Origin of the sequence: Clostridium sp. DFI.5.61 (assembly GCF_024462915.1) — a bacterium.
In the GTDB taxonomy this organism is placed as follows: domain Bacteria; phylum Bacillota; class Clostridia; order Oscillospirales; family Oscillospiraceae; genus Lawsonibacter; species Lawsonibacter asaccharolyticus.
Window position 1 is genome coordinate 1 of the sequence record NZ_JANGBZ010000044.1, and the last position, 25,365, is coordinate 25,365.

At 62.5% G+C, this 25,365-nt stretch carries 22 protein-coding genes; all 22 read left to right on the forward strand.

The features are described 5' to 3' along the window. Positions 1 to 223 precede the first annotated feature (223 nt). The 22 genes from galE (at position 224) to NE584_RS15075 (ending at position 25,074) form a co-directional block, all read left to right on the forward strand. Entirely contained in the window at positions 224 to 1,243 is a 1,020-nt protein-coding gene (galE, locus tag NE584_RS14970; RefSeq protein ID WP_256183146.1) for a UDP-glucose 4-epimerase GalE, read from the forward strand. 14 nt (positions 1,244 to 1,257) lie between these two features. Further along, on the forward strand, positions 1,258 to 2,184 hold the full coding sequence (locus NE584_RS14975) for a sugar phosphate nucleotidyltransferase (protein ID WP_108979922.1): 927 nt from the start codon (positions 1,258 to 1,260) through the stop codon (positions 2,182 to 2,184). A 334-nt stretch (positions 2,185 to 2,518) separates the two neighbouring features. Further along, positions 2,519 to 3,649 carry a poly-gamma-glutamate synthase PgsB gene (pgsB, locus tag NE584_RS14980; protein WP_050622750.1) on the forward strand — a complete coding sequence of 377 codons (1,131 nt, stop codon included), beginning with the start codon at positions 2,519 to 2,521 and terminating at the stop codon, positions 3,647 to 3,649. Further along, positions 3,639 to 4,073, forward strand: coding sequence for a poly-gamma-glutamate biosynthesis protein PgsC (pgsC, locus tag NE584_RS14985; RefSeq protein WP_050622749.1), 435 nt, complete (start codon positions 3,639 to 3,641; stop codon positions 4,071 to 4,073). Before pgsB ends, pgsC begins: the two co-directional genes overlap by 11 nt. After that, on the forward strand, positions 4,070 to 5,212 hold the full coding sequence (gene pgsW / locus NE584_RS14990) for a poly-gamma-glutamate system protein (RefSeq protein WP_108979921.1): 1,143 nt from the start codon (positions 4,070 to 4,072) through the stop codon (positions 5,210 to 5,212). Before pgsC ends, pgsW begins: the two co-directional genes overlap by 4 nt. After that, complete coding sequence (locus NE584_RS14995; protein WP_050622747.1) at positions 5,172 to 5,843, forward strand: two-component system response regulator; 672 nt, start codon at positions 5,172 to 5,174, stop codon at positions 5,841 to 5,843. Before pgsW ends, NE584_RS14995 begins: the two co-directional genes overlap by 41 nt. A 402-nt stretch (positions 5,844 to 6,245) precedes the next feature. Then, entirely contained in the window at positions 6,246 to 8,072 is a 1,827-nt protein-coding gene (ggt, locus tag NE584_RS15000) for a gamma-glutamyltransferase (RefSeq protein WP_256183142.1), read from the forward strand. Between the two features lie 128 nt (positions 8,073 to 8,200). Then, positions 8,201 to 10,027: a gamma-glutamyltransferase gene (gene ggt / locus NE584_RS15005; RefSeq protein ID WP_050622745.1), complete on the forward strand. Its 1,827-nt coding sequence runs from the start codon at positions 8,201 to 8,203 to the stop codon at positions 10,025 to 10,027. Between the two features lie 166 nt (positions 10,028 to 10,193). Next, positions 10,194 to 11,498, forward strand: a complete 1,305-nt coding sequence (locus NE584_RS15010) for a TRAP transporter large permease subunit (RefSeq protein ID WP_256183143.1) — start codon at positions 10,194 to 10,196, stop codon at positions 11,496 to 11,498. Between the two features lie 13 nt (positions 11,499 to 11,511). After that, positions 11,512 to 11,667 (forward strand): hypothetical protein, encoded by a 156-nt coding sequence (locus tag NE584_RS15015; protein ID WP_154669717.1) that lies wholly within the window; start codon positions 11,512 to 11,514, stop codon positions 11,665 to 11,667. A gap of 13 nt (positions 11,668 to 11,680) precedes the next feature. Beyond that, positions 11,681 to 12,832 (forward strand): hypothetical protein, encoded by a 1,152-nt coding sequence (locus tag NE584_RS15020; RefSeq protein WP_108979917.1) that lies wholly within the window; start codon positions 11,681 to 11,683, stop codon positions 12,830 to 12,832. 80 nt (positions 12,833 to 12,912) lie between these two features. Further along, complete coding sequence (locus NE584_RS15025) at positions 12,913 to 13,626, forward strand: DUF6305 family protein (protein WP_050622742.1); 714 nt, start codon at positions 12,913 to 12,915, stop codon at positions 13,624 to 13,626. Positions 13,627 to 13,756: 130 nt separating this feature from the next. Further along, positions 13,757 to 15,028 carry a TRAP transporter large permease subunit gene (locus NE584_RS15030; RefSeq protein ID WP_108979915.1) on the forward strand — a complete coding sequence of 424 codons (1,272 nt, stop codon included), beginning with the start codon at positions 13,757 to 13,759 and terminating at the stop codon, positions 15,026 to 15,028. Positions 15,029 to 15,044: 16 nt separating this feature from the next. Beyond that, the gene (locus NE584_RS15035; protein WP_170116193.1) at positions 15,045 to 15,191 is read left to right on the forward strand and encodes a hypothetical protein; all 147 of its coding nucleotides are present in this window, start codon (positions 15,045 to 15,047) and stop codon (positions 15,189 to 15,191) included. Between the two features lie 13 nt (positions 15,192 to 15,204). After that, on the forward strand, positions 15,205 to 16,338 hold the full coding sequence (locus NE584_RS15040) for a succinylglutamate desuccinylase (RefSeq protein WP_242850263.1): 1,134 nt from the start codon (positions 15,205 to 15,207) through the stop codon (positions 16,336 to 16,338). A gap of 25 nt (positions 16,339 to 16,363) precedes the next feature. Beyond that, positions 16,364 to 17,314, forward strand: a complete 951-nt coding sequence (locus tag NE584_RS15045) for a succinylglutamate desuccinylase/aspartoacylase family protein (RefSeq protein WP_256183144.1) — start codon at positions 16,364 to 16,366, stop codon at positions 17,312 to 17,314. A 120-nt stretch (positions 17,315 to 17,434) separates the two neighbouring features. Next, entirely contained in the window at positions 17,435 to 18,865 is a 1,431-nt protein-coding gene (locus tag NE584_RS15050; protein WP_050622740.1) for a HAMP domain-containing sensor histidine kinase, read from the forward strand. Beyond that, positions 18,846 to 19,415 (forward strand): hypothetical protein, encoded by a 570-nt coding sequence (locus NE584_RS15055; protein ID WP_256183145.1) that lies wholly within the window; start codon positions 18,846 to 18,848, stop codon positions 19,413 to 19,415. The genes NE584_RS15050 and NE584_RS15055 overlap by 20 nt, the downstream gene beginning before the upstream one ends. A gap of 12 nt (positions 19,416 to 19,427) precedes the next feature. Further along, a complete protein-coding gene (gene hflK, locus NE584_RS19925) occupies positions 19,428 to 21,293 on the forward strand; it encodes a protease modulator HflK (protein ID WP_108979912.1) in 1,866 nt (621 codons plus the stop codon). A 1-nt stretch (position 21,294) separates the two neighbouring features. Then, complete coding sequence (hflC, locus tag NE584_RS15065) at positions 21,295 to 22,179, forward strand: protease modulator HflC (RefSeq protein ID WP_077138676.1); 885 nt, start codon at positions 21,295 to 21,297, stop codon at positions 22,177 to 22,179. A gap of 15 nt (positions 22,180 to 22,194) precedes the next feature. Then, positions 22,195 to 23,145: an FtsH protease activity modulator HflK gene (gene hflK / locus NE584_RS15070; RefSeq protein WP_050622736.1), complete on the forward strand. Its 951-nt coding sequence runs from the start codon at positions 22,195 to 22,197 to the stop codon at positions 23,143 to 23,145. 12 nt (positions 23,146 to 23,157) lie between these two features. Beyond that, positions 23,158 to 25,074, forward strand: a complete 1,917-nt coding sequence (locus tag NE584_RS15075) for a cation-translocating P-type ATPase (RefSeq protein ID WP_108979910.1) — start codon at positions 23,158 to 23,160, stop codon at positions 25,072 to 25,074. Positions 25,075 to 25,365: the final 291 nt, after the last annotated feature.

The window sequence follows — 25,365 nt, forward strand, 5'->3', positions numbered from 1 at the left end:
CATTTGGTAGACACATGAAAACAGAAGGGGCAGCAAGGCCCTGAAACTCCAGGCCCCCGCCGCCCTTTTTTGGTAGACTTTTGGTAGACATTTTTATTTTTGAGAGACGAGAAAGAGACGGAATCGGTTGCGTGATTTATGTTTAGAGATTATAATGGGGCCGTAACATTGATCAGAGAAGCTTTCCAAGGGAGAGCGGATCATGACAGAAAAGGAGCAATCTATGTCCATTTTGGTGAGCGGTGGCGCCGGATATATCGGCAGCCACACCTGTGTGGAGCTGATCCAGGCGGGATATGACATCGTGGTGGCGGACAATCTGGTGAATTCCAGCCGGGAAGCGATCCGGCGGGTGGAGCAGATCGTGGGAAGGCAAGTCCCCTTCGTTGAGGCGGAGCTGTGCGACCCAGAGCAGGTGGAAGCGCTGTTCCAGAGCCACCCGGATATCCGGGCAGTCATCCATTTCGCGGGCCTGAAAGCGGTGGGGGAGAGTGTAGAGAAGCCCCTGGAGTACTACACCAACAATCTGGTCAACACCCTGGTCCTGCTCAATGTGATGCGGAAGCACGGCGTGAAGGATTTTGTGTTCTCCTCCTCTGCTACCGTCTATGGGAATCCCGGCCGGGTGCCCTTCCGGGAGGACTTCCCGGTGGGGGGGACCACCAACCCCTATGGGACGACCAAGCTTTTCATCGAGCAGATCCTCACCGACCTGTGTGTGGCGGACAGCAGCCTGAACGTGGCCCTGCTGCGGTATTTCAATCCCATCGGGGCCCACGAGAGCGGGCTGATCGGGGAGGACCCCAACGGCATCCCCAACAATCTGGTCCCCTATATCGCCCAGGTGGCAGTAGGGAAGCTGGAGAAGCTCCATGTGTTCGGCGGCGACTATCCCACGCCGGACGGCACCGGGGTGCGGGACTATATCCATGTGGTGGACTTGGCCCGGGGCCATGTCTCCGCGCTGAAGAAGCTGGAGGAGAGGTGCGGCCTGTTCGTCTGCAATCTGGGGACCGGGAAGGGTTACTCCGTGCTGGAGGTCCTGCGCGCTTATGAGAAAGCCTGCGGAAAGACCCTGCCCTATGTAGTGGATCCCCGGAGGCCGGGCGACATTGCGGAGTGCTATGCGGACCCGGAGCGGGCAGAGCGGGAGATGGGGTGGAAGGCGCGCTACGGCATCGAGGAGATGTGCGCCTCCTCCTGGAAGTGGCAGTCCATGAATCCGGACGGATACGGAAGATAAGAGGGGGTGGAAGTATGGAAAAACCGGTGCTTGTGGTCATGGCGGCCGGAATGGGGAGCCGATACGGCGGTCTGAAGCAGATTGATCCCGTGGGGGCCAACGGCCAGCTCATCATAGATTACTCCATCTACGACGCCAGGCGCGCCGGCTTTGAGACGGTGGTATTCGTCATCAAGCGGGAGCTTGCGGAGCAATTCCGGGCCGCCATCGGCGACCGGCTCTCCCGGGTCATTGAAGTAAAGTACGCCTATCAGGAGCTGGAGGACCTGCCCGCCGGGTACGGGGTCCCGGAGGGGCGGGTGAAGCCCTGGGGGACCTGCCACGCGGTGCTGGCTGCCCGGAAGGAGGTGGACGGCCCCTTCGCAGTTATCAACTCGGACGACTACTACGGGCCGGAGGCGTTCCGGGAGATATACCGCTATCTGGAGGAGCACCCGGACAAGCCGGGGTGCTATGAATTTGCTATGGTGGGTTATCTGCTGGGCAATACGGTGACGGAGCACGGACATGTGGCCCGGGGGGTGTGCCAGGAGGATGAGGAGCACTATCTGCTCCGTGTCACAGAGCACACCCACATCGAGAAGGCCGGGGCGGACGCCCGCTCCACGGTGGATGGCGGGGAGACCTGGACCCGTCTGCCGGGGGACACCGTGGTGTCCATGAACCTCTGGGGCTTCACCCCCAGCTTTCTTTGGGAGGCGGAGGCGCGCTTCCCCGCGTTTCTGGACCAGGTACTGGCAGAGGACCCCCAGAAGGGGGAGTATTTCCTGCCCAGTGTGGTGACACAGCTGCTGGAGGAGAAGCGGGCCCGGGTCAAGGTGCTGCGCAGCACCGACAAGTGGTATGGTGTGACCTATCGGGAGGATAAGCCCCAGGTGGTGGCCGCCATTGCGGCTATGACCCAGTCCGGGCTCTACCCGGAAAGGCTGTGGGATATCTGAAACGCAGAAAAATATCCGCCTGATCCGGCTGTTGAGCACCGGTCCGGCGTAAAAGAAGTCCGGCTTCCCAGCAGCAGAGGGGGCCGGACTTTTTGTGCAGTGCGGTAAAAAAGAATTCGACAGATCATCCAGATAACGGAAAATCAAAAAAGAACAGATGTACACACAAAAAGGACAAAAAGCTGCCGAAAGCAAAGCAGGCCCTGCCGGCCGTTCAATTGAAAGATAGAAGGCTCTTTGCTATAATAAGCAATCAGACAAAACGGCGTGCATATTATTGTCCGGGACAGGTCCTGAGAACGGGGGACCTGGAAGAGAGAAGGGGGGAGGAGCCGTGTCAGCGCTGATCCTGCTTCTGCTGGCGGTGTGCCTGGCGCTGCTGATTCTGGAGGACCGGCAGGTGCGGCGGGACCGCTCTGAGCTGGTCCACGTGGTCTATGTGAACGGCATCCGGGGGAAATCCACTGTGACCCGGATGATCGACGGGGGCCTGCGGGCGGGAGGGTGGAAGGTGTTCTGCAAGACCACCGGCACCGTGCCTATGGTTATCGGGGTGGACGGAACGGCCCGGCCTCTGGTCCGCCGGGGGCGGGCCAACATCAGCGAACAGGTGCGGGTCCTCCACCGGGCGGTGCGGGAGGGGGCCCAGATCCTGGTGATCGAGTGTATGGCGGTGGACCCGGCGCTCCAGGCCGTCTCACAGCACCGGATGGTGCGGGCGGACATCGGAGTCATCACCAATGTCCGGCTGGACCACACTGCGGAGATGGGGCCCACGCTGGAGGAGATCTGCGACTCCCTCTCCAACACAATCCCCTGGAATGGGACCCTGTTCACGGCAGACGGAGCGTTCCTGGACCAGCTTCGGACCAACGGACGCAGAAAAAACTGCCGGGTGGAGCTGGCCCAGCCGGACAGCGGCCTGCCGGACTTCGATTTTCCTGAAAATGTAGCTCTGGCCCTGGCGGTCTGCCGGGAGATCGGGGTGGACCGGGATCGGGCGCTGGAAGGGATCCTGAGGTATCAGCCGGACCCCTATGCCCTGTCCCTATTCCGCCTGCCCTCTGGGGCGGCTTTTGTCAACGCCATGTCGGTGAACGATCCACAGTCCACCCAGCTGGACTACCACCGGGTGGCCGGCCGCCCAGGAATGGTGGGCCGGAGGCTGGTGCTGCTGATCAACAACCGGCCGGACCGGGGATATCGGACGGAGCACATGATGATGGTGGCCCGGGGGCTGGAGCCAGAGGAGATCTGGCTGATCGGTGCCTCCCAGCGGGCGGTGCGCCGCACCCTGCGGCATATCCTGCCGGACACACCTGTCCGGCTGTTTCCTGGAGCGGAGGCACTGCCCTTGGACAGCCGGGGGGCGGACACTATGATCTTTGCCGCTGGAAACTTGGCCGGCCCGGGTAAGGCACTGATGGAGCGGGTACGGAAGGAGGGAGAGCAGAGTGTATTATGAGATCGTACTGGCGGGGGTGGCCATCAGCCTGCTGTTCGTGGAGCTGACCGGCCTGTCGCCCGCGGGCCTGATCGTGCCCGGCTACCTCGCCCTGTGCCTTCAGACGCCTTGGAGGATCGTCTACACCCTGGCAGTGGCCGTGGCGGCCTGGGGCATCGCCAAACTGCTGGGCAATGTGATGATCCTGTACGGCCGCCGGCGCTTTGCGGTCATGGTCCTGCTCTCCTTTGCCATCGATCTGGCGGTCACCAGCTTGGGCCTGCTGGCCTATGACCCGGGAATGATCGGGGTGCTGGTACCGGGCATCATGGCTCAGGAGCTGGAACGGCAGGGATTTTTGAAGTCTCTGGTCCCTTTGGCGGCGGTGGTGGGCATCCTGGCGCTGATCATGATGTGGCAGGGGATGCAGGTGTTTCCTATATGAGCAGAGCGAAGCGGGAACGGAAGCTGCTGGCCCTCCTGCTGGCCTGCGCACTGCTGGCCTGGGGGACTGCGGCGCTGGCGGCGGGACAGGGCCGCCGAACGGAAACGGGCTATGCCGCTGTGCAGCTGGCAGCGGCGGATCTGCTGGAGGACTGCTTCCGGCAGGTGCGCACCTACAAGGAGGAGCTGGGCATCCCCCTCAGCGAGCTGGACTACCATCAGACCGGCATGATCGGGGAAAGCTACACCGGGATCACCACCACCCTGGGGGCCATCGAGGCGAAGCGGACCACCGCCTGGCCGGAAATGGGTGCGCTGTGTGTCCGCCTGCTCCACGAGGCGGGCGTCCGATCGGGGGACACCGTGGGGGCCGGCTTTTCCGGCTCCTTCCCCGCCATGGATCTGGCGGTGATCGCCGCCTGCCAGGTGATGGGCGTGGAACTGATCTATATCTCGTCAGTGGGGGCATCCACCTACGGGGCCAATCATCCCGCCCTCACCTTCCCGGAGATGGCCCACCGGCTGGTGGAGGACGGGCTGCTGGAGACAGACAGCGCGGCCGTCACCCTGGGCGGGGGAGGCGATGTGGGCGGGGGGATGGACCCGGCCTGCGCAGAGGAGATCCGGGGTCGGCTGGCGGAGGCGGGACTGCTCCTGCTGGAGGAGCCGGACTACCGGCGCAATCTGGAGCTGCGCCAGCAGCTCTATCAGCAGGAGGGCCCCATCGACTGCTTTGTGGCAGTGGGAGGCAACGTGACCTCCATGGGGCGGGGGGAGAGCGGCATCAGCCTGGGGCAGGGCCTGCTCTCCCCGGAGAAGATTGTCCGGCTGACAGAGGACAGCGGGCTGGTGCAGCGCTATCTCAGCCAGGGGCTTCCGGTGATCAATCTTCTGAACATCAAGCAGCTGGCGGCGGACTACGGACTGCCCTATGACCCGGCCCAGTGGCCGGAGCGGGGGACCTCTGCCGTCTACTTTGAGACTGACTACCCCGGGGCGGTGCTGCTCCTGGGACTGGCTGGGGCCGCGGTGCTGCTGGCTCTGTGCCGATGGGTGAGGAGGAGCGCGGGGACCGCGCGGAAGGAGGAGAGAGGATACCATGGACAGACAGAATCGTCCGCTGACCATCCTGACCATTGACGACGAGGAACAGATCCAGTACGCCCTCAGGGCCCTGTTCAACTCCCAGGGCTGGGAGGCCATCTCTGCCCGGGATGTGGAGGAGGGAGTGGGAAAGTTCCGGACCTGCCGCCCGGATCTGGTGCTGATGGACTACCATCTCCCCAAGATCAACGGGGTCAAAGGGGTGGAGATGCTGCGCCGGGAGGACCCGGAGGTGCCGCTGATCGTCTTCACCATCGAGGACAACCAGCGGGTGGCCGACCAGTTCCTGGATGCGGGGGCGAGCGACTTCGTGCTTAAGCCGGTGAAGGCCCTGGACATCATCGCCCGTATCAAGCTGCACGTGCGTCTGGTGGAGAGCCGGCGGGAGAACCGCCAGAGCACAGAGGAGCCGGTGAAGGGCATTGGGCAGGGCACACTGAGCCTGATAGAGGGTTATCTGCGCAGTGTCAGCGAGTACCAGCCTGTGGAGGCCATCGCGGAAGGGACGGGGCTGGCCTATCAGACCACCTACCGATATCTGCAATATCTGGTGTCGGTGAATCGGGTGGAGGTGAGCCAGCACTATGGAAAGGTGGGGCGCCCCAAACAGCGCTACCGGATGATCCGGGAGGCGGGCGACGGGGAAAAGCCCGAAACAGGACTATAATGCGGGACAAAAAGCGCCGGTCAGCCATTGGGCTGGCCGGCGCTTTCTCATTGTCCGGGACAGAAAAAGCTGTGGTCAAAATAGACAAATAAAAATATAAAAGGGAAGAGGCCTAAAAAAGAGGTCGGAAGAGAAAAATGAGAAAAAACTAGAAATAAAAGGGAAAAAATGACGGATCAAAAAAGGATAAGAGTGGCCTGTTCATAAATTTTTAAAATTTCAGAAATAAATAAGAGAAAAAATTGCACAATGAAATGGGGGCGCTGTATGATAGATTTAGTTAGAATTATGGTGGACGCAGATGGTCGCTGCCGTCCGTCACAATGGGGGGAGGAATAAGCTGGAACAGACGGAAATAAAACATAAGGTGAACGCACGGCCCTATTGGAAAGGAGAGTCAAAATGGGAAACAGACGCAGACACATTGGATCCTCGCTGGCGGCCCTGACCCTGACCCTATCCCTGCTGACGGGACTGCTCACCGGATGCGGCCCCGGCGGGAGCCAGAGCAGTTCTCCGGAGGCCGGCAGCACGCCCCCGGCGGCCAGCCAGAGCACGCAGACGCCGGAACAGCCCGCCCTGCCCGAGCTGACCACAGATACCTACGGCAACGCCGCGGTGGGCTATCAGGCAGCGGTGGTCAGCGCCAATGAGTACACCTCCCGCATCGGCATGGATATCCTGGAGGCGGGGGGCAACGCGGTGGACGCCGCGGTGGCCATGATTTTTGCCAACAGCCTCACCGAGCCGGGTGCCACCAGCTTGGGCGGCGCCAGCTTCATGACCATCTATCTGAAGGAGACGGGCGAGTACATCTGTATCGAGGCCATGGAGACCGCTCCTGCGGCGGCGGGCATCGACACTCTGGACGAGATCAATGAGAAGAAGGGGGCCATGCTGGTCACCGTCCCTGGACAGGTCCACGGCGCCCTGACCGCCCTGGAGAAGTATGGCACCATGACCCGGGAGGAGGTGCTGGCCCCTGTCATCCAGCTGGCGGAGGAGGGCTTCGATGTCCACATCAGCTTTGAGGAGCGGGCCTCGGCCAGCTTCGACAAACTGGTGCAGAACGAGGAGGCGGCCAAGATATTTACCAACGAAGGCCTGCCCTATGCGGTGGGGGACCACTTCACCAACCCCGACTATGCGGATACCCTGCGCAAGATCGCGGAGGGCGGCATCGACGAGTTCTACAAGGGGAGCATCGCCCAGACCATCGTGGACGAGGTACAGCGCCTGGGCGGCCTGCTCACCATGGAGGATATGGCCAGCTACACCAGCGTGGAGCGGGAGCCCATCAGCACCACTTATCACGGCTATGAGATCGTGACCCAGGGCCCGCCCTCCAACGGCGGCGCCCCCATGCTGGAGATGTTCAATATCCTGGAGAACTACGACCTGGTCTCTATGGGCTTCAACACCCCGGAATATCTGTTCACCTTCAACGAGGCTCTGCGGCTGAGCATGGCGGATGGCATCACCTACTTCGGGGACCCGGATTTTTATGAGCTGCCCATCGATACCCTGATCTCCAAGGAGTACGCCAAGGAGCGGGTGGAGAACGACATGCCCAAGGACGGCAAGGTCAACCCCACTCTTGTTCCCGGGGAGGGCCTCCCCTTTGAGAAGCTGACCACCGCCGCGCCGGAAAGCGGTTCCACCACCCACGTCTCCGTTATTGACGAGTTTGGGAATATGGTGAGCACCACCCACACCATCGGCGGATATTTCGGATCCTGTATCGTGGCTCCGGGTACCGGCTTCCCCCTGAACGCCCACCTGTCCAACCAGAAGCTGGACATTGCAGAAAAAGACAACCCCAACTTTGTCCAGGGCGGCCTGCGGGTCATGAGCACTATGTGCCCCACCCTGGTGGTCAAGGACGGCGAGCCTATCATGGCCATCGGCTCCCCCGGCAGCTGGTGCATCCCGCCTGCCATCGTCCAGATCCTCAATGCAGTGCTGCTGTTCGACATGGACCTGCAGCAGGCCATCAACGAGCCCCGGGCCATCTTCACCTCGTACAGCGCCCCGCTGAAGGTGTACGCCGAGCCCCGGCTGCCGGAGGAGACCATCCAGGCCCTGATCGACGCGGGCTATGAGGTGGACTCCGGAAAGGACTGGAACACCAGCCTGGGCAGTGTGGGCGTGGTCCTGGTGGACCCGGACGACGGCTTTGTCTATGCGGGCGGAGATAACCGCCGGCAGTACAAGTCACTGGCCTATTGAGAAAGCCAGCGCATACAGATACCAAAAGTCTGATGGGCATTTGAAACGGAATGAGAAGGGAGGAAAAGAAGGCCCATGAGGAGATGTATGCGAGGTAAAAAATGTTACATCAATAAGGAGGAGAGCATATGAAACGGAATAATCAGTCCCTGACAACGAAATTCAGCGCACTGGCTCTTGTACTTGCAATGATGCTGTCCCTGCTGGCGGGCTGCGGACAGACCACCCAGCCGGCAGCCAGCTCCACCCCTCCCGCGGCTTCTTCAGAGCCCGCTGCCTCTGAGCCGGAGACCCCCGAGATCCCTGAGACCATGGAGGGCGATGAGTTCGGAAACGGCGCCATCGGCACCCACGGCGGCGTATCCAGCGGCAGCGTGTACGCCTCTCAGGCCGGCCTGGAGATCCTGCAGGCCGGCGGCAACGCCGTGGACGCGGCGGTGGCCACCGCTTTCGCAGTGGGCGTGTGTGAGCCCAACCTGAGCGGCATCGGCGGCTGCGGCATGATGAACATCTATCTGGCGGATAACCACGAGTACGAGATCCTGGAGTACATGGAGACTGTCCCCGTGGCGGTGGAGCCCGGCTGGTACAATCCGGAGACAGACTCTGCCACGGCCAAGAATGCCGCTGTCCCCGGCCAGGTGGCTGGTCTGCTCACCGCCCTGGAGAAGTATGGCACCATGACCCCGGAAGAGGTCATGGCCCCCGCCATCAAGCTGGCCCGGGAGGGCTTCCCCATCGAGGAGCGTCTGGCCAATGCCATCATGGACTCCTTTGATATGATCTCCGCCAATGAGGAGGCTGCGGCCATCTACACCAACGACGGCCTCCCCTATGCGACCGGCGATCTGTTCAAGAACGAGCCCCTGGCCGACACCCTGGAAGCCATTGCCAAGGGCGGCATCGAGGAGTTCTATACCGGCGAGCTGGCTCAGAAGATGGTGGACGGTCTCCAGGCCAATGGCAGCCTGATGGCCATGGAGGACCTGGCGACCTATACCGTGGCGGAGCGGGAGCCCATCCGTACCGAGTACTACGGCTATGAAGTGGTCACCGTTCCCCCTCCCTCCAACGGCGGCGATTGGCTGCTGGAGATGCTGAACATCATGGAGGAGAAGGACATCTCTCAGTATGACCCCAGCACCCTGGAGTACCAGTACATCTTCAACGAGGCCTGCCGCATCGGCCTGGTGGATTCCTACACCTACATCGGCGACCCCGCCTTCTATGACCTGCCTGTGGAGGAGATGATCTCCGACGAGTTCGCCGCCGAGCGGGCTGCCCTTATCGACATGGACAACATGCAGGCCATGGAGTCTGTGCCCCTCAGCGACCTGCCGGTCACCAAGCTGGAGCCCACCGCGGAGGAGAGCCAGCATACTACCCACATCGCCGTCATCGACCAGTACGGCAACATCGTCTCCACCACCAACACCCTGGGCAACGGCTGGGGCTGCAAATTTATGGCCCCCGGTCTGGGCTTCTTCTACAACAGCCACATCGGCAACCTGGACCATGAGAACCCCGACAGCCCCGACTATGTGATGCCCGGCAAGCGGGTGCGCTCCACCATCTCTCCCAGCCTGGTGCTCCAGGACGGGAACCCCATCATGGCGGTGGGCTCCCCCGGCTCCCTGGCCATCCCGCCCGCAGTGGCCACCATTATCAACAACGTGCTGCTGTATGGCATGAATGTGCAGCAGGCCATCAATGAGCCCCGCGCCATGGCCATCAACCGCTCCGGCATGGACTCCCCCGCCCGGGTGAGCATCGAGCAGCCCCGCTTCGATCCGGACCTGGTGGCCCAGATGGAGGGGATCGGCTACGAGATGAAGGACGTAGGCGAGTACAACATGGCGGTAGGCGGCATCGCAGCCATCTATCTGGACCGGGACAACGGCATCTTCTATGCCGGCGCCGACCCCAGACGCGGCTATAAGGCCCTGGCCTATTAAGACCCGGCATTCCGCGGGCCCGGTCCGGCTTCCTGCCGGCTGAACGGGAACGGACGGCCCTCCCCGGCTCTCCGGGGAGGGCACGGGCCCCGATCTCCGATTGGCTGATCCGGTCCGGGGACCCCAGATACCCGGCCGGAATGCGTGTTACAAGGAGTGGTAATGAGTGAATTTGACTGAAGCGTATCTGCTGCTGGCTGTCATGCTGGCTGTCGTAGCGGTGGTCAGCGTTCTGTTCAAAGGGAAAAGCGGCCTGATCGCGCCCCTTATCTTCGTGGCGGGCCTGATCACCGCGCTGGTGGCCGGGCTGGGCTTCCGGCTCAGAGAGGTCACCGAGGGTCCCTTCGTCTTTGTGGACACCCTGATGTGGGTGCTGTGCGGCGCAGCCTTCTCCTATCTGCTGTATGTCAACGGGACCTTCCAGTTCCTGTTCGCCAAGGTGGTAGGGAAGAAGCGCAGCCCGGCCGCCCAGATGTTCATCCTGATCCTGTTCATCGGCCTGCCCGGCATGATCACCGGCACGGCCCTGGCCAGCGTGGCCACCACTGGCCTGATGGCTGGCCGCTACCTGCTGGACAAGGGGATGGAGAAGAGCAAAGTGGTGGAGGTGGTGACAGTGGGCGCTCTGATGGGCATGCTGCTGCCTCCCCTGTGCGTACCCGCCATGGCCCCCACCATTGCCCGGCAGGGGCTCTATCCCGGCGCTTTTGAGGGATATTTTCTCCCCATCCTGATCCTGGCCCTCCCCGCCCTGATCGTCTACTGCGCCCTGGCCGGGCGCCGGGTGCTGGGGGAGTGGGAAGCGGACGGGAACGTGGAAAAGACGGGCAGCGCGGTCTGCCTGATCCCCCTGGCCGTGGTGGCGGTGCTGGTGCTCTGCTACAACTTCCTGTACTTCCTGATCCCCTATTACGGGGGGTATCCGGTGATCTACCTCATCGGCTTCGTGCTGGCCCTGATCTTCAAGTGCAAGGGAGCCAACCCCCTGATCGCGGCGGCGGACGGCATCCGCACCGTGGCGGTGGAGCTGGCCCTGATCCTGGCCTATGCCTCTGTGGTCGAGACCTTCAACCTGGTGGGCGTCAACGGCACCCTCTCCGCCCAGATGGAGATCGCCGGCATCAACGGCGCAGTGATCGCCCTGGTACTGGGACTGCTGGTGCTGGCGGGCGGTCTGCTGCTGGGAACCCCCTTCGCCTATGTGGTGGGGGCGCTGGCCACTTATCTGGTCAGCAACTCCAACTATGGAAGCTATGAGCTGTCCATGATGGCGGTAGGCGCCGCCATCGCCATGAGCATGCTCCTGGCCCTGCGGGGCAGCCTGGCGGAGACGGTGGGCGAGACCCTGGGGGTGACTGGGGTCACCGGAACTGAGGTGGTCAAGCGCAACATCATCTTCACGCTGGTGCTGACCGCCGCCATCGTGGTGTTCCTGGTGGCAGGTTCATCGCTGAAGTTCCTGATGATTTAAGGGGGGACGAAGAATGATTGCTGCATTGTTCATCATCTATCGGATCATCGTCGCTGTCCTGGCCCTGGTGGTGATCTGGGACATCGTGCGGGAGAGATCGCTGGCCCATGTGATGAGTCTGGGGATCATCTGTTTCCCCTTGATCCTCCGCGCGCTGCTGATCAAATGAAGGGGGAACGGAAATGAAAAACAAGAGTCTGATCCCAAACATTGCCGTTCTGCTCGTGGTGGCCCTGGTCTGCGTGCTGACAGGGCAGATCTATCTCCAGCAGCAGAAGGACGACGTGCTGTACACCGAAAATCCCAACATCACCGGTGTGATCCGGCTGAGCGACTACAATCCCAACCTGAAGGACACGCCGGGCGACGTGGATATCTATGTCTTTGACAGCGGGATCCCCGGAGGCAAGGCGCTGATCTACGGCGGCACCCACACCAATGAGGTGGGCTCCATGCTCAACGCCGTGACCTATTTGGAGAACGTGAAGTGTGAAGAGGGCACCCTCTATGTGATGGTGCGGGCCAACAACAGTGGATACAGCCACACCCAGCCCCTGCTGGCCCAGGCCAACAAGATGACCTTCCAGCTGTCCGACGGCTCCACCCGGGAGTTCCGCATCGGCACCCGCATCTCCAACCCGGTGCACCAGTGGCCCGACCCCAACTACCGGCTGAATACCTCCAAGCGGGAACTGCGCCACGACGAGATCGCGGAGATCCGCAACCTGAACCGCAACCACCCCGGACTGGAGGAGGGCTACCTCACCGAGATGGTGTGCTACGCCATCTACAACTTTATCCAGACCGAGCAGATCGACTTCATCTATGACGGCCACGAGGCCGGTGCCGAGTCGGTGAAGCTGGTCAACACCCTGGTGGTCCATGAGAACGCCATGCCTCTGGGCTCCTCCGCTGTGATGAACTGCGTCATCAACAACCTGCCCCTGAAGATGGAGATCTCCGGCCAGACCTCTTACGGCCTGTCCCACCGGGGCCTGGGCGACAATACCGACGCCCTGTGCACCCTGTTCGAGACCTGCAACCCCGCCATGGGCAGCTACCACGACAAGGTGACAGAGGAGCTGGTGAAGGACGGCATCTCGGGCAACTATCTGGCCATGCATCGGGCGGGGCTGTTCCCCAATTCCTACGACTTTGACGAGAACGGCTGGCCCATCGAGAAGCGGACCGCCTACCACATGAGCATGAGTGCGGAGATCATCAACACCTTCGACCAGATGTACCCCGACAAGCCCCTGAAGATCTCCGGCCTGCCCGATGCCAACGAAATGATCGCCAACGGCCTGGAGGCCACCCTGAAGTCCCTGGCCTGAGGGACTCGACTGGTAAGGTGCCAAGTCCCGGAGGACCGGGATCAAGCATAGAACTGAAATGATCTTAGGAGGAACTTAAAATGAAAAAGCGCAACGTATGTATGCTCCTGGCCGCGGCCCTCAGCTGCAGCCTTCTGCTGACCGCCTGCGGCGGTGGCGGGACCAGCACCACCACCCCGGGGACCAGCACCCCGTCCACCAGCACCAGCGCCCCCGCCGGGAGCGGCGGCGCCTCCACCGGTGCTGAGAGCGGCTACACCTTCCGCACCAGCGAGAGCAACCGGGTGGTGACGGAGAACGGCACCTTCACCAAGGACCAGGTCTCCGCCCCCGTCCTGATCACCTCCTTCGGCCAGAGCGCCGACGTATCCATGCTGGACGCCCTGATGAAGAAGGTGGGAGCTGAGTACACCTTCGACGCCACCGCTTCCGCAGAGGACGCCGCCGGATACAAGACCATCATCATCGCCAGCGGAGCCTCCTCCAAGGGGCTGGGCGCGGCCGGCATCTCCCAGGAGGACGAGATCGCCCGCGCTGAGGCCATCGCCCAGACCGCCAAGGACAACGACATCACCGTGATCGTGGCCCACATGGGCGGCGCCGCCCGCCGGGGCACTCTGTCTGACCAGTTCAGCGACCTGGCCCTGGGCTGTGCCGACTACATCATGGTAGTGGAGGAGGGCAACGACGACGGCAAGTTCTCTGACGCCGCCACCGACGCCGGCATCCCCATCACCATGCTGTACACCATCGCCGACGCTGTGACCCCGCTCCAGGAGATCTTCGGCGCCTGAACCCCATTGCACTGCAAGGAGGCCCCGCCTGTCAAAACGGGTGGGGCCTCTTCCCAAAAGCGGACGCTCCGCCGGCAGAGGCGGCCGTCTGCCCGACTCCCGCGAATACTCCGGAACAGGAGGGATTTGATTGGAATTTGAACTGGTAATATTCCTGGTCATGCTGGGCGTGTTCCTGCTGGGGAACTTCCTGCTGAAGCTGCCGGTCAGCTTGTCTATGGCGGCCGGCGCTATCGCCGGCGCCCTGGTGGGTGGGGAGGGTATCCCCCTGCGCCATCTGTTCGAGGGCACCTTTGTCTATATGGATACGGTGCTCATCATCTCCATGGCCATGATCTTTATGACGGTGATCCAAAAATCCGGGGCACTGGAGGCCCTGAACGCCGTCATCGTCTCCCGCTTCCACAAGGTCCCGGCGGTCATGCTGATTCTGCTGATGCTCATCATCATGTTCCCGGGCATGATCACGGGCTCCTCCACCGCCGCGGTGCTTTCCGCCGGCGCTATCGTGGCCCCCATCCTGCTGATGATGGGCATCCCGGCCCCCCAGACCGGCGCCATCCTGGCGGTGGGCGCCATCATGGGCATGGCCGCCCCCCCGGTGAACATCCCCGCCATGCTGATCGCCGGCGGCGTGGATATGCCCTACATCGGCTTTGAGGGCCCCCTGGCCTTCATGACCTTCCCCTGCGCCATCTTCACCGTCCTCTTTGTGGGCCTGCGCTACTGCCGGCACCTGGATTACGACAAGATCAAAGAGGGGCTGAACCTGGAGGTGGGCAAACAGTACGGGCTCAAGCTCTACATCCCCATCCTGGTGGTCATCGTCCTCATGGTGGGCAGCCGGGCTCTCCCCAACGTGTTCCCATCCCTGGGAATGCCGCTGATCTTCTTCATCGGCAGCGTGGTGGGCCTGTTCACCGGCAAGAAGTTCAACGCCATCCAGGCAGTGTCGGAGGCTGTGGAGACCACCGTCCCCGTGCTGGGCAAGCTGATGGGCGTGGGCATGTTCATCCAGGTGATGACCCTCACCGGCGTGCGGGGCTACATCGTGGTCAGCTGCTTCGGCTTCGGCCTCATCGTCCTGTATGCCGCCGTCTGCCTGGTGATGCCCGCCTTTGGCGCGGTGTCCTCCTACGGCGCGGCCTCTGTGCTGGGCGTCCCCTTCCTGCTGGCCCTGCTGGACACCGGCGACCAGATCGTCATTGCCGCCGCCCTGTCCTTCATCTGCTCCATGGGCGACCTGATGCCGCCCACGGCCCTGGCGGGCAACTATGCGGCCCAGATCGTGGAACAGAAGTACTCCCGGGTGCTGCGGCACTGCGCCATCCCCTTCATCGTCTGCATCCTGTACGGCCTGGTCACCCTGCTGGTGTCCGGCAACCTTTCGTTCCTGACTTGAGATAGGAGGGGAAAGCATGTTATTATATGTTTATTTGGGCCTGGTGCTCTTCCTGCTGGTATTCGTCATCAAGAATATGGTGCGGGAAAAGAACCTGATGCTGCAGATCGACGCCGCGCTGGTGGTGGTCCCGCTGGTGCTGCGGCTGCTGCTGATCAAATGAGGGGGTGGACAGAGTGAAGATCGAAGTGAAAAAGAGCTGGTTATCCGCCCTGATCCTGCTGGCTCTGGCCGCCGCCGCCATCGTGTATCTGGCCGGCCAGTTCCTCTCCATGCGGGAGGTGGAGCCCATCTACCCAGGCCCCGGAGTGACAGAGATCAAGATGCTGTCCGACTGGTATCCCGGTCTGGAGGGAACCGCCGGAGACACGGAGGTCTATGTGCTGGAGGGGGAGCAGGAGGGGGACTCCATGCTGGTGCTGGGGGGCACCCACCCCAATGAGCCTTCCGGCCTGGTGGCCGCCGTCCTGCTCATTGAGAACGCCCAGCCTGAGGCGGGCACCCTGTACGTCATCCCGCGGACCAACAACAGCGCCTTCACCTGCACTGACCCCCAGGAGGGGGCCCCCATGCGCTTTACCATCGACACCCCCAACGGGGAGCGCTGGTTCCGCTTCGGCTCCCGGGCCACCAACCCCATCCACCAGTGGCCCGACCCGGAGATCTATGTCCACGCCTCCTCCGGACAGCGGCTGTCCGGCTCCGAGACCCGGAATATCAACCGCTCCTACCCGGGGCGTACCGATGGCACTTTCACCGAGAAAATGAGCTACGGCGTGACCCAGCTCATTGAACAGGAGGGCATCGACATCACGGTGGACCTCCACGAGGCATCTCCCGAGTACCCCACCATCAACACCATCGTGGCCCATCAGGATGCCCTGTCACTGGGCTCCCAGGCGCTGATCAACATGCAGCTGGAGGGAATGAGCATCGGCCTGGAGCCCTCTCCCGAGAACCTGCACGGCCTGACCCACCGGGAGCTGGGCGACTACACCGATACCCTGGCCCTGCTGATGGAGACCTCCAACCCCTCCCAGGGCCGCCTGAGAGGAAAGACCGACGAAAACCTGGTGGTCACCGGACAGGATAAGTACTATCTGAAGGCGGCTGGCTACGGCCGTCTGTATGACTTCGGCTATGACGCGGACGGCGCCCCCATCTCTGAGCGGGTAGCCCGTCATGTCACCGGCGTGGCTCAGTTCGCGGTGGCCTTCAACGAGCTGGGATTGGGCAACCTGGTCATCAACGGTATCCCGTCCTATGTCGATATGGCGGCGGACATCGGGCAGTTCCTCGCTCCCGACTGAGCGCGGAAAGTTGGGAGGTGAAGGCATGAAAAAGCAGATGTTGAGTCTCTTCCTGGCCCTGGCCCTCACCGGCTGCGCCGCCCCAGGGCCGGGGAGCACCTCCGCCCCGGCGGAGAGCGGAGCGGCCCCCGCAGGCAGCGAGGCGCCGGCCTCCGCCTCCCAGGAGGAGAGCGGCTATGACCGCCGGGAGGCCATCGAACGGCCGGAGATCGGTGCGGAGGTGGTCATCGACCCGCCCTATGATTTCGACCCCGCGGAGATGGTGCCTGGCGACTTTGGGGACTACTTCACAGACTGCGATCATCCCACCCAGGTGAGCACCTACAAGCTCGCCGAGGGGACCGACATCGAAAATGAGGTGACGGTGCTCCAGGGGGAGGAGGAGGGACCCACCATCTACATCGTGGCGGGAGTTCACGGGGATGAGATCGCCGGCTGGATGACCGGGAACCTGGTCAAGAAGATCGGCATCCGGGCCGGGACGGTCCATATCCTGTCCCCAGCCAACCGCTGGGGCGCGGAGGCGGACCCCAGAGTCCGCTATGTGACGGAGCAGGAGGATCTGAACCGGTCCTTCCCGGGGGACCCGGAGGGGAATATGGCCCAGCGGGTGGCCGACTCCATCTACCAGGACATCCAGAGGGTGGACCCGGTGTTCCTCTTTGACCTGCACGAGGCCCGGGCCAACGCGGAGAACAAAGATTTCCTGGGCAGTTCGCTGATCTACACCGACCTGAGCGAAATGAGCGACATGTACCTGGAGATGCTGATGGCCACGGAGTCCGGCGAGCTGTGCTCCGAGCGATTCAACTTCTATGGACCCGGCCCCATCGGGAGCATCAACAATACGGTGACCACCCAGCTGGGCATCCCCACCATCACAGTGGAGACCTACCGGGGCTATGAGCTGGAGCGCCGGATCGGAGACCAGCTGGACATCGTGGAGTACGTGCTGCGGTACTACGGCCTGATTTGAGCGTGCAGCGGCCCGAAGCCGGACTCGGGATACAAAAGAAAAGACACGGCAAGCCTTGCCCCGGGCATCCAGGGCAAGGCTTGCGGTTATTCCTTGGGCGGACCGCAGGGGAAGAGGGGGATGGACTTGAAACGAGAGCATGAGCTGGGACAGACGGCAGAGGCCAGAAAAAGAACGGACCGGGACCTGCGGTGCATCGGCTGGGGCCTGGTGCTTCTGGGAGTGCTGATGCCCGCCCTGGTGACGGTGGAGAACACCGGTATCTACCGCACGCTGATGAACGGCATCTATCAGGGGCAGGAGATCTACGTGCTGCTGGCGGCGCTGAAGCTGGTGGTGCTCAATGCGGTGCGGGCCTATCCCCACTACATGGGCGTGTTTTTTCTGGTGGAGACCTTCCGGGGCATGGAGCTGAGACGGCGGCTGCTGGCGTCTATCGCTGCGGTGGGCATCCTGATCCCCGGAGTGTATCTCCTCATCAACCGGATCTATGGCATCCGCTATGACTTCGGAATTCCGGCCCTGTCCATGATCGCCATGATCTGGGTGCTGGCCAAGATCGATTTCAGCTTTGTGGGGCTGATGAAGAAGGGGCTCATGGTGGCCTTTTTCATCACGGCGCTGCAATTCCTGGACATGATGCCTCTGCTGTGGAATTTTCCCTTCGGCAGAGGAGAGAGTTCCTATGACATCAAGCTCGTCTCCAAGTTCCTTCAGGCGGACAGCTTTCTCCAGGCCATGGCCACCATCTTTTTTGCTCTGTTCCTCTTCATGTCCGTGCTGCTCCTGCTGCTGGTGGTGGATGAAAACAACATCCGCCGCATCAGCGAGCAGAAGGAGCTCAACGAGCACATGCTGATGGAGACCCGGATGCGCATCCTGGAGAACCGGACCTATATGGAACTGCGCCACCTGGTCCATGATCTGAAGTCCCCTCTGACCAGCATGCAGGCCCTGGTGGGGGTGGTCAAACTGTCCGCCGGCAGGAGAGGGGACCAGACGGAAGGGGAGTATCTGGAGCGGATCGAGACTATGATAGACCGGATGAGCAGCATGATTTCCGAGATCCTGCACGAGGAGCAGCGGAGCGTGGTGACCACCCAAGAGCTGCTGGACGCCGTGATGGCCCAGATCTCCAGCGCGGAGTATGCGGACCTGGTCCACACGGAGAACCGGGCTCCAGAGGCGAAGATCCGGATCAACAAGATCCGATTCTCCCGGGTGCTCATCAACCTGGTGGAGAACGCCGCCTATGCGGTCCGGAGGCCGGACGGCAAGATCTGGATCAGGGTCGAGGAGACGGAGGGGGCAGAGATCCGCTTTCAGGTGGAGGACAACGGGACAGGGATTCCCAGGGAGCTGCTGGGCGAGATCTGGGAGAAGGGATTCTCCATCCGTAGCTCCAGCGGACTGGGACTGAATTTCGTACAGCAAGTGGTGGAGCAGTGCGGCGGCAGTGTCGAACTGGAGAGCGTGGAGCGGGAGGGAACGGTGGTCACCGTCTCCCTGCCCCCCTGTGAGGAGGATGTGTGTGAGACAGGACCAGTATGAGCTGAAGGGAGCGGTGCTGGAGGCACCGCTGGAGTGGCAGGGCCTCCGTCTGGCTCCCGGACGGGGGGGCGTCCTGGTTACGGGGCTGGAGGGGACGGACCAGCGGCGGTTCCAGCGGCAGCTGACCGTACTGAAAGGGTACGCCGCCCTGGCGGCGGACAGGCGGGGGGAACGCCCCCTCCGCCTGCGGCAGGAGGACCTGCCGGAGCGGGAAGGGCCGGAGACCCTGGCCGCAGTCTGGTACGGCCGGGCGGCGGAGGCGGAGGACCAACACGGCACCCTGGTGGCCTGCTACAACGGGTTCGGCGCCCTGCCGGGGGGCTTTGCCGCTATGGAGGAGAGCCTGGCACGCTGGGCTGGGCGGCCCCTGGGGGAGAAGCTGCTGGACTATGTCCAGGCGGTCCGGCGGGAGGAGGGGGACCTGGCCGAGAAGGCGGAGCCCTTCCAGACCCTGCCCAGCTGGACGGACCGGGAGACGGGGGAGCTGCTGCGCGCGCTGCTGCGGGCGCTGTGTGAGGGATCTGGCGGGCGCGGGAGCGCCCAGGGATAAGGGGGGAGCGGAGTGGAGAAGCGAGCCAAGCAGCTGGAATACCTGATCACCAGCATGATCCTGCTGGGCATCGGGATGCTGTTTTTCTTCATGAACGAGAGCGTCAATACCTATACGGTGCTGCGTTTTGGCCTGTTTCAGATCATGCAGAGCGTGCTGCTGCTGATCTGCGCTATCCTGCTCTGGTATCGGGCATATGTGGTCCGGCGGGAGCAGGAGACGGCCGAAGGGGGGGCGGAGACGCTGGGAGCAGCCCAGGCTGCGCCGGAGGAGGCCGGAGAGGAAAAGCGGGAGGCCAAGCGGGACGCGGTGGACAGCGTCAATGCCACCATGCTGCTGGTAGTGGTCACCGTGCTGGTGGTGGGATTCTATCTCTTCACCCTGAAGCCCCGGGAGGATGTGACTGGGGCCGTGGCTCCCCTGCACATGGTGGTATGCGTGGTGTCCTTCATCCTTTACGCCTGTGTGGAGCGCTGGTGGTCCATGCAGCTGGACACCAACCCGGATGCGGCCAGCATCTGCAACCTGATGGTGCTCAACAAGATCGCTGTAGCCGCCCTGATGGCGGATATGGTCACCTCCTTCACCGGGCTGTTCAGCGTCAGCCAGTATGTGGACTATGTCATCCTGGGCTGCTGGTTCTATGTGGCGGCCATGGCGGCTGTCAGCGTGGCAGTGAAGATGACCCGGCACCGGGAGGAACTGGTCTTCCGTCTGTACATCCTGTTCCCGGTGTACTACTACGGGGGACAAAAGGGCAGCGGGGCCCTGACCTGGCTGGAGCAGCACACCGGCATCTCCATGCGCTCCCTGTGGAGCCTGAAATTCATCAAGATGATCCTGCCCTCCTGCGCAATGGCGGTGCTCCTGCTGGTGTGGCTGTCCACCTGTGTGGTGCAGGTGGAGACTTATCAGCAGGGGGCGCTGTACCGCTTCGGCAGTCTGGCGCGGGAGGATATCCTGGAGCCAGGCCTGCACTTCAAGCTTCCGGTGCCCTTTGAAGAGGTGAAGATCTACAACGTCACCCAGCCTCAGGGGATGATCGTGGGCTATGAGGGGGACGTAAACAACAAGAACAACCTGTGGACCCGCCCCCACGAGGGGGAGGAACAGGCTCTCCTGCTGGGCAACGGGAATGAGCTGGTGGCCATCAACCTGAAGATCACCTACCGCATCAGTGACCTGTACACCTACCTGACCCGGTACAGCAGTCCGGAGGACGTGCTCAACGCCAAGGGCTATGAGGTGGTGATGGGGGAGACCATCCATACGGACATCAACACCATCATCAGTGAGGACCGCAGCCAGCTGTCTCACCGCATCGAGGAGCAGCTCAAGGAATATGCCCGGGAGGCGGAGCTGGGGCTGGAAGTGATGAGCGTCACACTGGCCAGCATCCACCCGCCGGTGGCCATCGCGGATATCTACCAGAGCGTGGTGAGCGCGGGCATCCAGAAGAAGACCAGCGTCCTCACCGCGGAAGGGAAGGCTCTGGTGGCACGGGAGGGGGCCGAGGCAGACAAACAGCTGGCTATCAATGACGCCGGCATCCAGCGGGATGAGCGGGTCTCCAGCGCCAACGCGGAGATCCAGAAATACAATGCCAGCATCGAGGCCTATCTGCTGGACCCGGAGGCCTATCTGCTGGACCGGTATCTGGAGAGCTTCCAGCAGGCTCTGGCCCAGCAGAGAAAGTATATCGTAGGGCCGGGGGTGGACGCCGGAGCCCTGTATGCCAACTTCGGACTGGGCGGCTCGGGGAGCCGGTGGTTCAGCGGCCTTGACGGCGGAGGCGCCGGCGGGGAGCAGGCGGCGGAGACACAGACAGCGGGGACGCAGGCGGAGACCGGCGCAGTGCCGGGTGAGGAGGGGACATGATATGAAAGGGAACCGCATCATCAAGTGGATGTTCGCCCTGATCGTGGCGGCCATCATCGGCTTCTTTGGCTTTGTGTTCAAGGTAAACGAGGGGGAGTACGCGGTGGTGACCCGGTTCGGCGCGGTCCGGTCGGAGGTGACCCAGGCAGGGATGTACCTGCGCCTGCCCTGGCCCTTTGAGGACGTGCAGATCCAGGACGCCAGGAAGCGGTATCTGGACTCCGGCTACCTGGAGACCCTGACCCATGACAAGAAAAATGTCATCATGCAGACCTACACCATCTGGAGCATCGCCGACCCCCTGCGGTACTACACCAGCGTGGGGGATACCGCCCTGGCGGAGACCTACCTCAGCGACCTGGTCACCAGCGCCAAAAATGGGACCATGGGCAACTATGACCTGTCCGCTCTGGTCTCCCTGGACGAGGAGGACATCAAGATCGACGAGATCGAGGCCGCCATGCTCCAGGAGGTGCAGTCCCACGCTCTGGAACAGTACGGCATCCAGGTCCATGAGCTGCGGCTGAAGCGGGTGGGCCTGCCGGCCACCAACGTGCAGAGCGTGTTCACCCAGATGCAGGCGGACCGGCAGAAGTACATCGACCAGCTGCTGGCGGAGGGTGAGCGGGACGCCCAGATCATTATGAGCGAGTCGGATGCGGAGGTGGCCGCCATCGTGGCCGAGGGCCGGGAGGAGGCTGCCGCCATCAACGCGGAGACGGAGCGGGAGGTGGCAGAGATCTATGCCTCGGCCCACAGCCAGGACCCAGAGCTGTATGAATTCCTACAGAAGCTGGCTGCCCTGGAGAACTCGGTGGACGAGGACACGGTGATGATCATCACCATGGACACCCCGCCATTCGACGTGCTCTACGGCGATGACTGAAGGCGGTGAGGGAAGATGAAGGATTCTCAGCGGTTCATTGCCATCATCAACACCGCCATCCGCTACTGCAAATGGCTGATCGTCATCCTTGTGGCGCTGATCTGCTGCTCCGGCATCCGGGTGGTCAATAACCACGAGGTGGCGGTGGTGCTGCGGTTCGGACGGCTGGTGGGGGACACCCGGGAGGAGCAGGTGAAGGAGCCGGGCCTGCTGCTGGCATTCCCCTATGTGATCGACGAGGTAATCAAGGTGCCGGTGGGAAAGGTGCATGAGGTGTCCATCACCACTCACGCCGCCTCCGCTGACCCCACCTATGCGGAGATCGAGGACACCGGCTATGTGATCACAGGGGACGAGAATATCATCCACATTGATGCCACCCTGAAGTATCAGATCTCTGACCCGGTGGAGTACGCCCTGTACAACAGTGACCCAGAGACCGAGATCAACGGCGTAGTCAGCGGCGTGATGACCTCCTGCGCGGCGTCCAAGAGCGTGGACGGCCTGCTCACCGACCAGAAGGCGGAGTTCGGAAACGAGGTCATCCGCCAGGCCCAAGCCATCCTGGACGGGATGGAGATGGGGGTGAGCATCGTGAGCCTGGAGTTCAAGAGCATCAAGCCCCCCAGCGCCCTGCAATACCACTTCGACCAAGTAAACGCCGCCTCGGTGGAGAAGGAGACCCGCATCCAGCAGGCCAACCAGTACCGGGAGCGGGTGATCCCGGAGGCCAACGCCGCCGCCGATAAGCTGGTGAGCGACGCCCAGGTGTCGCAGCACGACCGGATCAACCGGGCTAACGACCAGGTGGCGGAGTTCTACGGCCTGTTCCAGGAGTATCAGCAGAACCGGGACGTGGTCTACGAGCGGGTGTTCCGGGAAAAGGTGGTCACCATCTTCAACCAGATGGGCGGCAAGATCGTGCTGCCCGAGGGGACCAACACGCCCCAGATCTTTCTGCCCTGAGGAGGGACGGCTATGGAGAACCTGACGAATACCGCGGTCCACCTGCTGGAGGACAGCCAGGGGGCCGACCTGACCCGGCGGGAGAAGCGAAAGCTCTCGGTGGAGATCACCACCGCCATGATAGCCCTGGTCTGTCTGGTCACCGGACTGCTCTATAAGGGGATCTTCCCGGAGCAGACGGCGGTGGCGGGGCTGATCTATTCTGTGGGCGTGCTGGTGGAGGGCCTGCCCCTGCTGGCGACCGCCATCCGGGGCTTTCTCCAGCGGGACGTGACCAACGCCATGGAGATCCTGGTCTCCATCGCCGTGCTGGCCTGCTACATCACTGGGCAGCACGAGCTGGCCATCCTGATCCCAGTGGTGCTCAGCGTGGTCCACTTTCTGGAGGAGCGGAGCATCATGGGAGGCCGGGACGCCATCGAGGGCCTTAAGCAGATGCAGGCCACCGACGCGGTGCTGGAAACTGAGGATGGGGAGGTGACGGTGGAGGTCCAGGCATTGAAACGGGGGGACATCATCATTGTCCGACCTGGCATGGGCCTGCCCATCGATGGCACCGTAATCTGGGGCAATTCCAACATCGACCAGAAATCCCTCACCGGTGAACCCCTGCCCGCCGCCGTGACCGTAGGGGACACGGTGTACGCCGGCACCACCAACCTGGACGGCATGATCAAGGTCCGGGTGGAGAAGGAATATCAGGACACCTCCTTCACCAAGATCGTCAGCCTGCTGGAGGAGGCCCAGAGCATCACCGTGCCTGAGATCCGGATCGTGGACCGGTTCATGCACTACTACATCCCGCTGGCCCTCATCGTGGCCGCCCTCACCGCTCTGCTCAGCCGAAATATCTCCAACGCCATCGCCGTGCTGGTGGTGAGCTGTCCCTGCGGGCACATGCTGGTCAGCTCCGCCCCCATGATCGCTGCCCTGGCGGTGTCCACCAAGCGGGGCATCCTCATCAAAAACGCCAAATTCGTGGAGCAGCTCACCAACATCACCACTGTGATCTTTGACAAGACGGGCACCATCACCCGGGGGGAGCTTTCCATCAGCGGCTTCTATCTTCAGGAGGCCCAGAGCAGGGAGGAGCTCTTCGCCAGAGGCGGCTGCGTGGCGTGCAGCTCTATGCACCCCATCTCCCGCTCCCTAATGAAGACCTTAGAGGGGGAGGGCATCCCCTATGAGGAGGGGTTCCAGGTCCGGGAGACCGCGGGCAAAGGACTGACCGGGACCCGGGGCGGGGAAGAGATCCTGTTCGGCTCACGGCACTGGATCGAGTCCCTGGGCTACCAGCCGGAGGACCCCCATATGGACACCGGAGGGGGTCCCGCCAACTGGGTGGTGTACAATGGGCGGGTGCTGGGCTGCCTCATGTTTGATGACTCCGTCCGTCCGGAGGCTGAGGAGGTGGTGAGCCGGCTCCACGAGGACGGGATGGAACAGACTGTGCTCCTCACCGGCGACCGGGAGTTCGCTGCCCGGAAGGTCCAGCGGCAGACAGGGATCGACCAGGTATATTTCCACCTGCTGCCGGAGGAGAAGCTGGAGCACGTGAAGCGGCTGAGGCAGGACGCCCATGTGCTTGCGGTGGGAGACGGCATCAACGATGCCCTGGCCCTGGCAGAGGCGGACGTGGGCATTGCCATGGGGGCCATGGGCTCTGATGTGGCCATCCAGAGCGCCGACATCGCCCTTATGAACAACGACCTGAACAACATCCCCTTTGTCATGTCCCTGGCCAGGAGCACCAAGAGCATCATGTATCAGAACATCGGCATCGCCTTCTCCGTCAGCCTCATTATGATGATCCTGGCCGCCGTGGGGGTGATCCCCGCCCTGGCCGGGGCCTTCCTCCACAATATCGGAGCCTTTGTGATCCTGATCAACAGCTCCCGCATCCTCCGGGACAGCGGCGGGGAGGGCTGAACGCCTGCCGCAAAAAATTTTCTCTCTCTGGGTGTACGGTTTCGAGCACATATTCCATGGACCGCGGCATATACTGATGTGTACGCCGGTGGGAGGACCACCGGCGCCGCGATCAGATACAGAGGGAGGAAGTTCTCGATATGGAAGAAAATCAGATGATCCAAGTACAGCGTCCGACGCAGCCTGAGCCCTGGCGCGATCTGGACGATCTCATCTTTCAGGGGGACGGCTGGCTGGCCAGCGACCGCTGAAGGGGGGGGGGGGGGGGGGGGGGGGGGGGGGGGGGGGGGG

What these genes read in the sequence shown, in the direction of transcription:
- NE584_RS14995 (WP_050622747.1), top strand. Translation starts at nt 5,172, where the DNA reads ATGGACAGACAGAATCGTCCGCTGACCATCCTGACCATTGACGACGAG.
- NE584_RS15015 (WP_154669717.1), top strand. Translation starts at nt 11,512, where the DNA reads ATGATTGCTGCATTGTTCATCATCTATCGGATCATCGTCGCTGTCCTG.
- NE584_RS15075 (WP_108979910.1), top strand. Translation starts at nt 23,158, where the DNA reads ATGGAGAACCTGACGAATACCGCGGTCCACCTGCTGGAGGACAGCCAG.
- NE584_RS14975 (WP_108979922.1), top strand. Translation starts at nt 1,258, where the DNA reads ATGGAAAAACCGGTGCTTGTGGTCATGGCGGCCGGAATGGGGAGCCGA.
- NE584_RS15045 (WP_256183144.1), top strand. Translation starts at nt 16,364, where the DNA reads ATGAAAAAGCAGATGTTGAGTCTCTTCCTGGCCCTGGCCCTCACCGGC.
- hflK (WP_050622736.1), top strand. Translation starts at nt 22,195, where the DNA reads ATGAAGGATTCTCAGCGGTTCATTGCCATCATCAACACCGCCATCCGC.
- hflC (WP_077138676.1), top strand. Translation starts at nt 21,295, where the DNA reads ATGAAAGGGAACCGCATCATCAAGTGGATGTTCGCCCTGATCGTGGCG.
- NE584_RS15035 (WP_170116193.1), top strand. Translation starts at nt 15,045, where the DNA reads ATGTTATTATATGTTTATTTGGGCCTGGTGCTCTTCCTGCTGGTATTC.
- NE584_RS15020 (WP_108979917.1), top strand. Translation starts at nt 11,681, where the DNA reads ATGAAAAACAAGAGTCTGATCCCAAACATTGCCGTTCTGCTCGTGGTG.
- ggt (WP_256183142.1), top strand. Translation starts at nt 6,246, where the DNA reads ATGGGAAACAGACGCAGACACATTGGATCCTCGCTGGCGGCCCTGACC.
- galE (WP_256183146.1), top strand. Translation starts at nt 224, where the DNA reads ATGTCCATTTTGGTGAGCGGTGGCGCCGGATATATCGGCAGCCACACC.
- NE584_RS15050 (WP_050622740.1), top strand. Translation starts at nt 17,435, where the DNA reads ATGGACTTGAAACGAGAGCATGAGCTGGGACAGACGGCAGAGGCCAGA.
- pgsW (WP_108979921.1), top strand. Translation starts at nt 4,070, where the DNA reads ATGAGCAGAGCGAAGCGGGAACGGAAGCTGCTGGCCCTCCTGCTGGCC.
- NE584_RS15025 (WP_050622742.1), top strand. Translation starts at nt 12,913, where the DNA reads ATGAAAAAGCGCAACGTATGTATGCTCCTGGCCGCGGCCCTCAGCTGC.
- ggt (WP_050622745.1), top strand. Translation starts at nt 8,201, where the DNA reads ATGAAACGGAATAATCAGTCCCTGACAACGAAATTCAGCGCACTGGCT.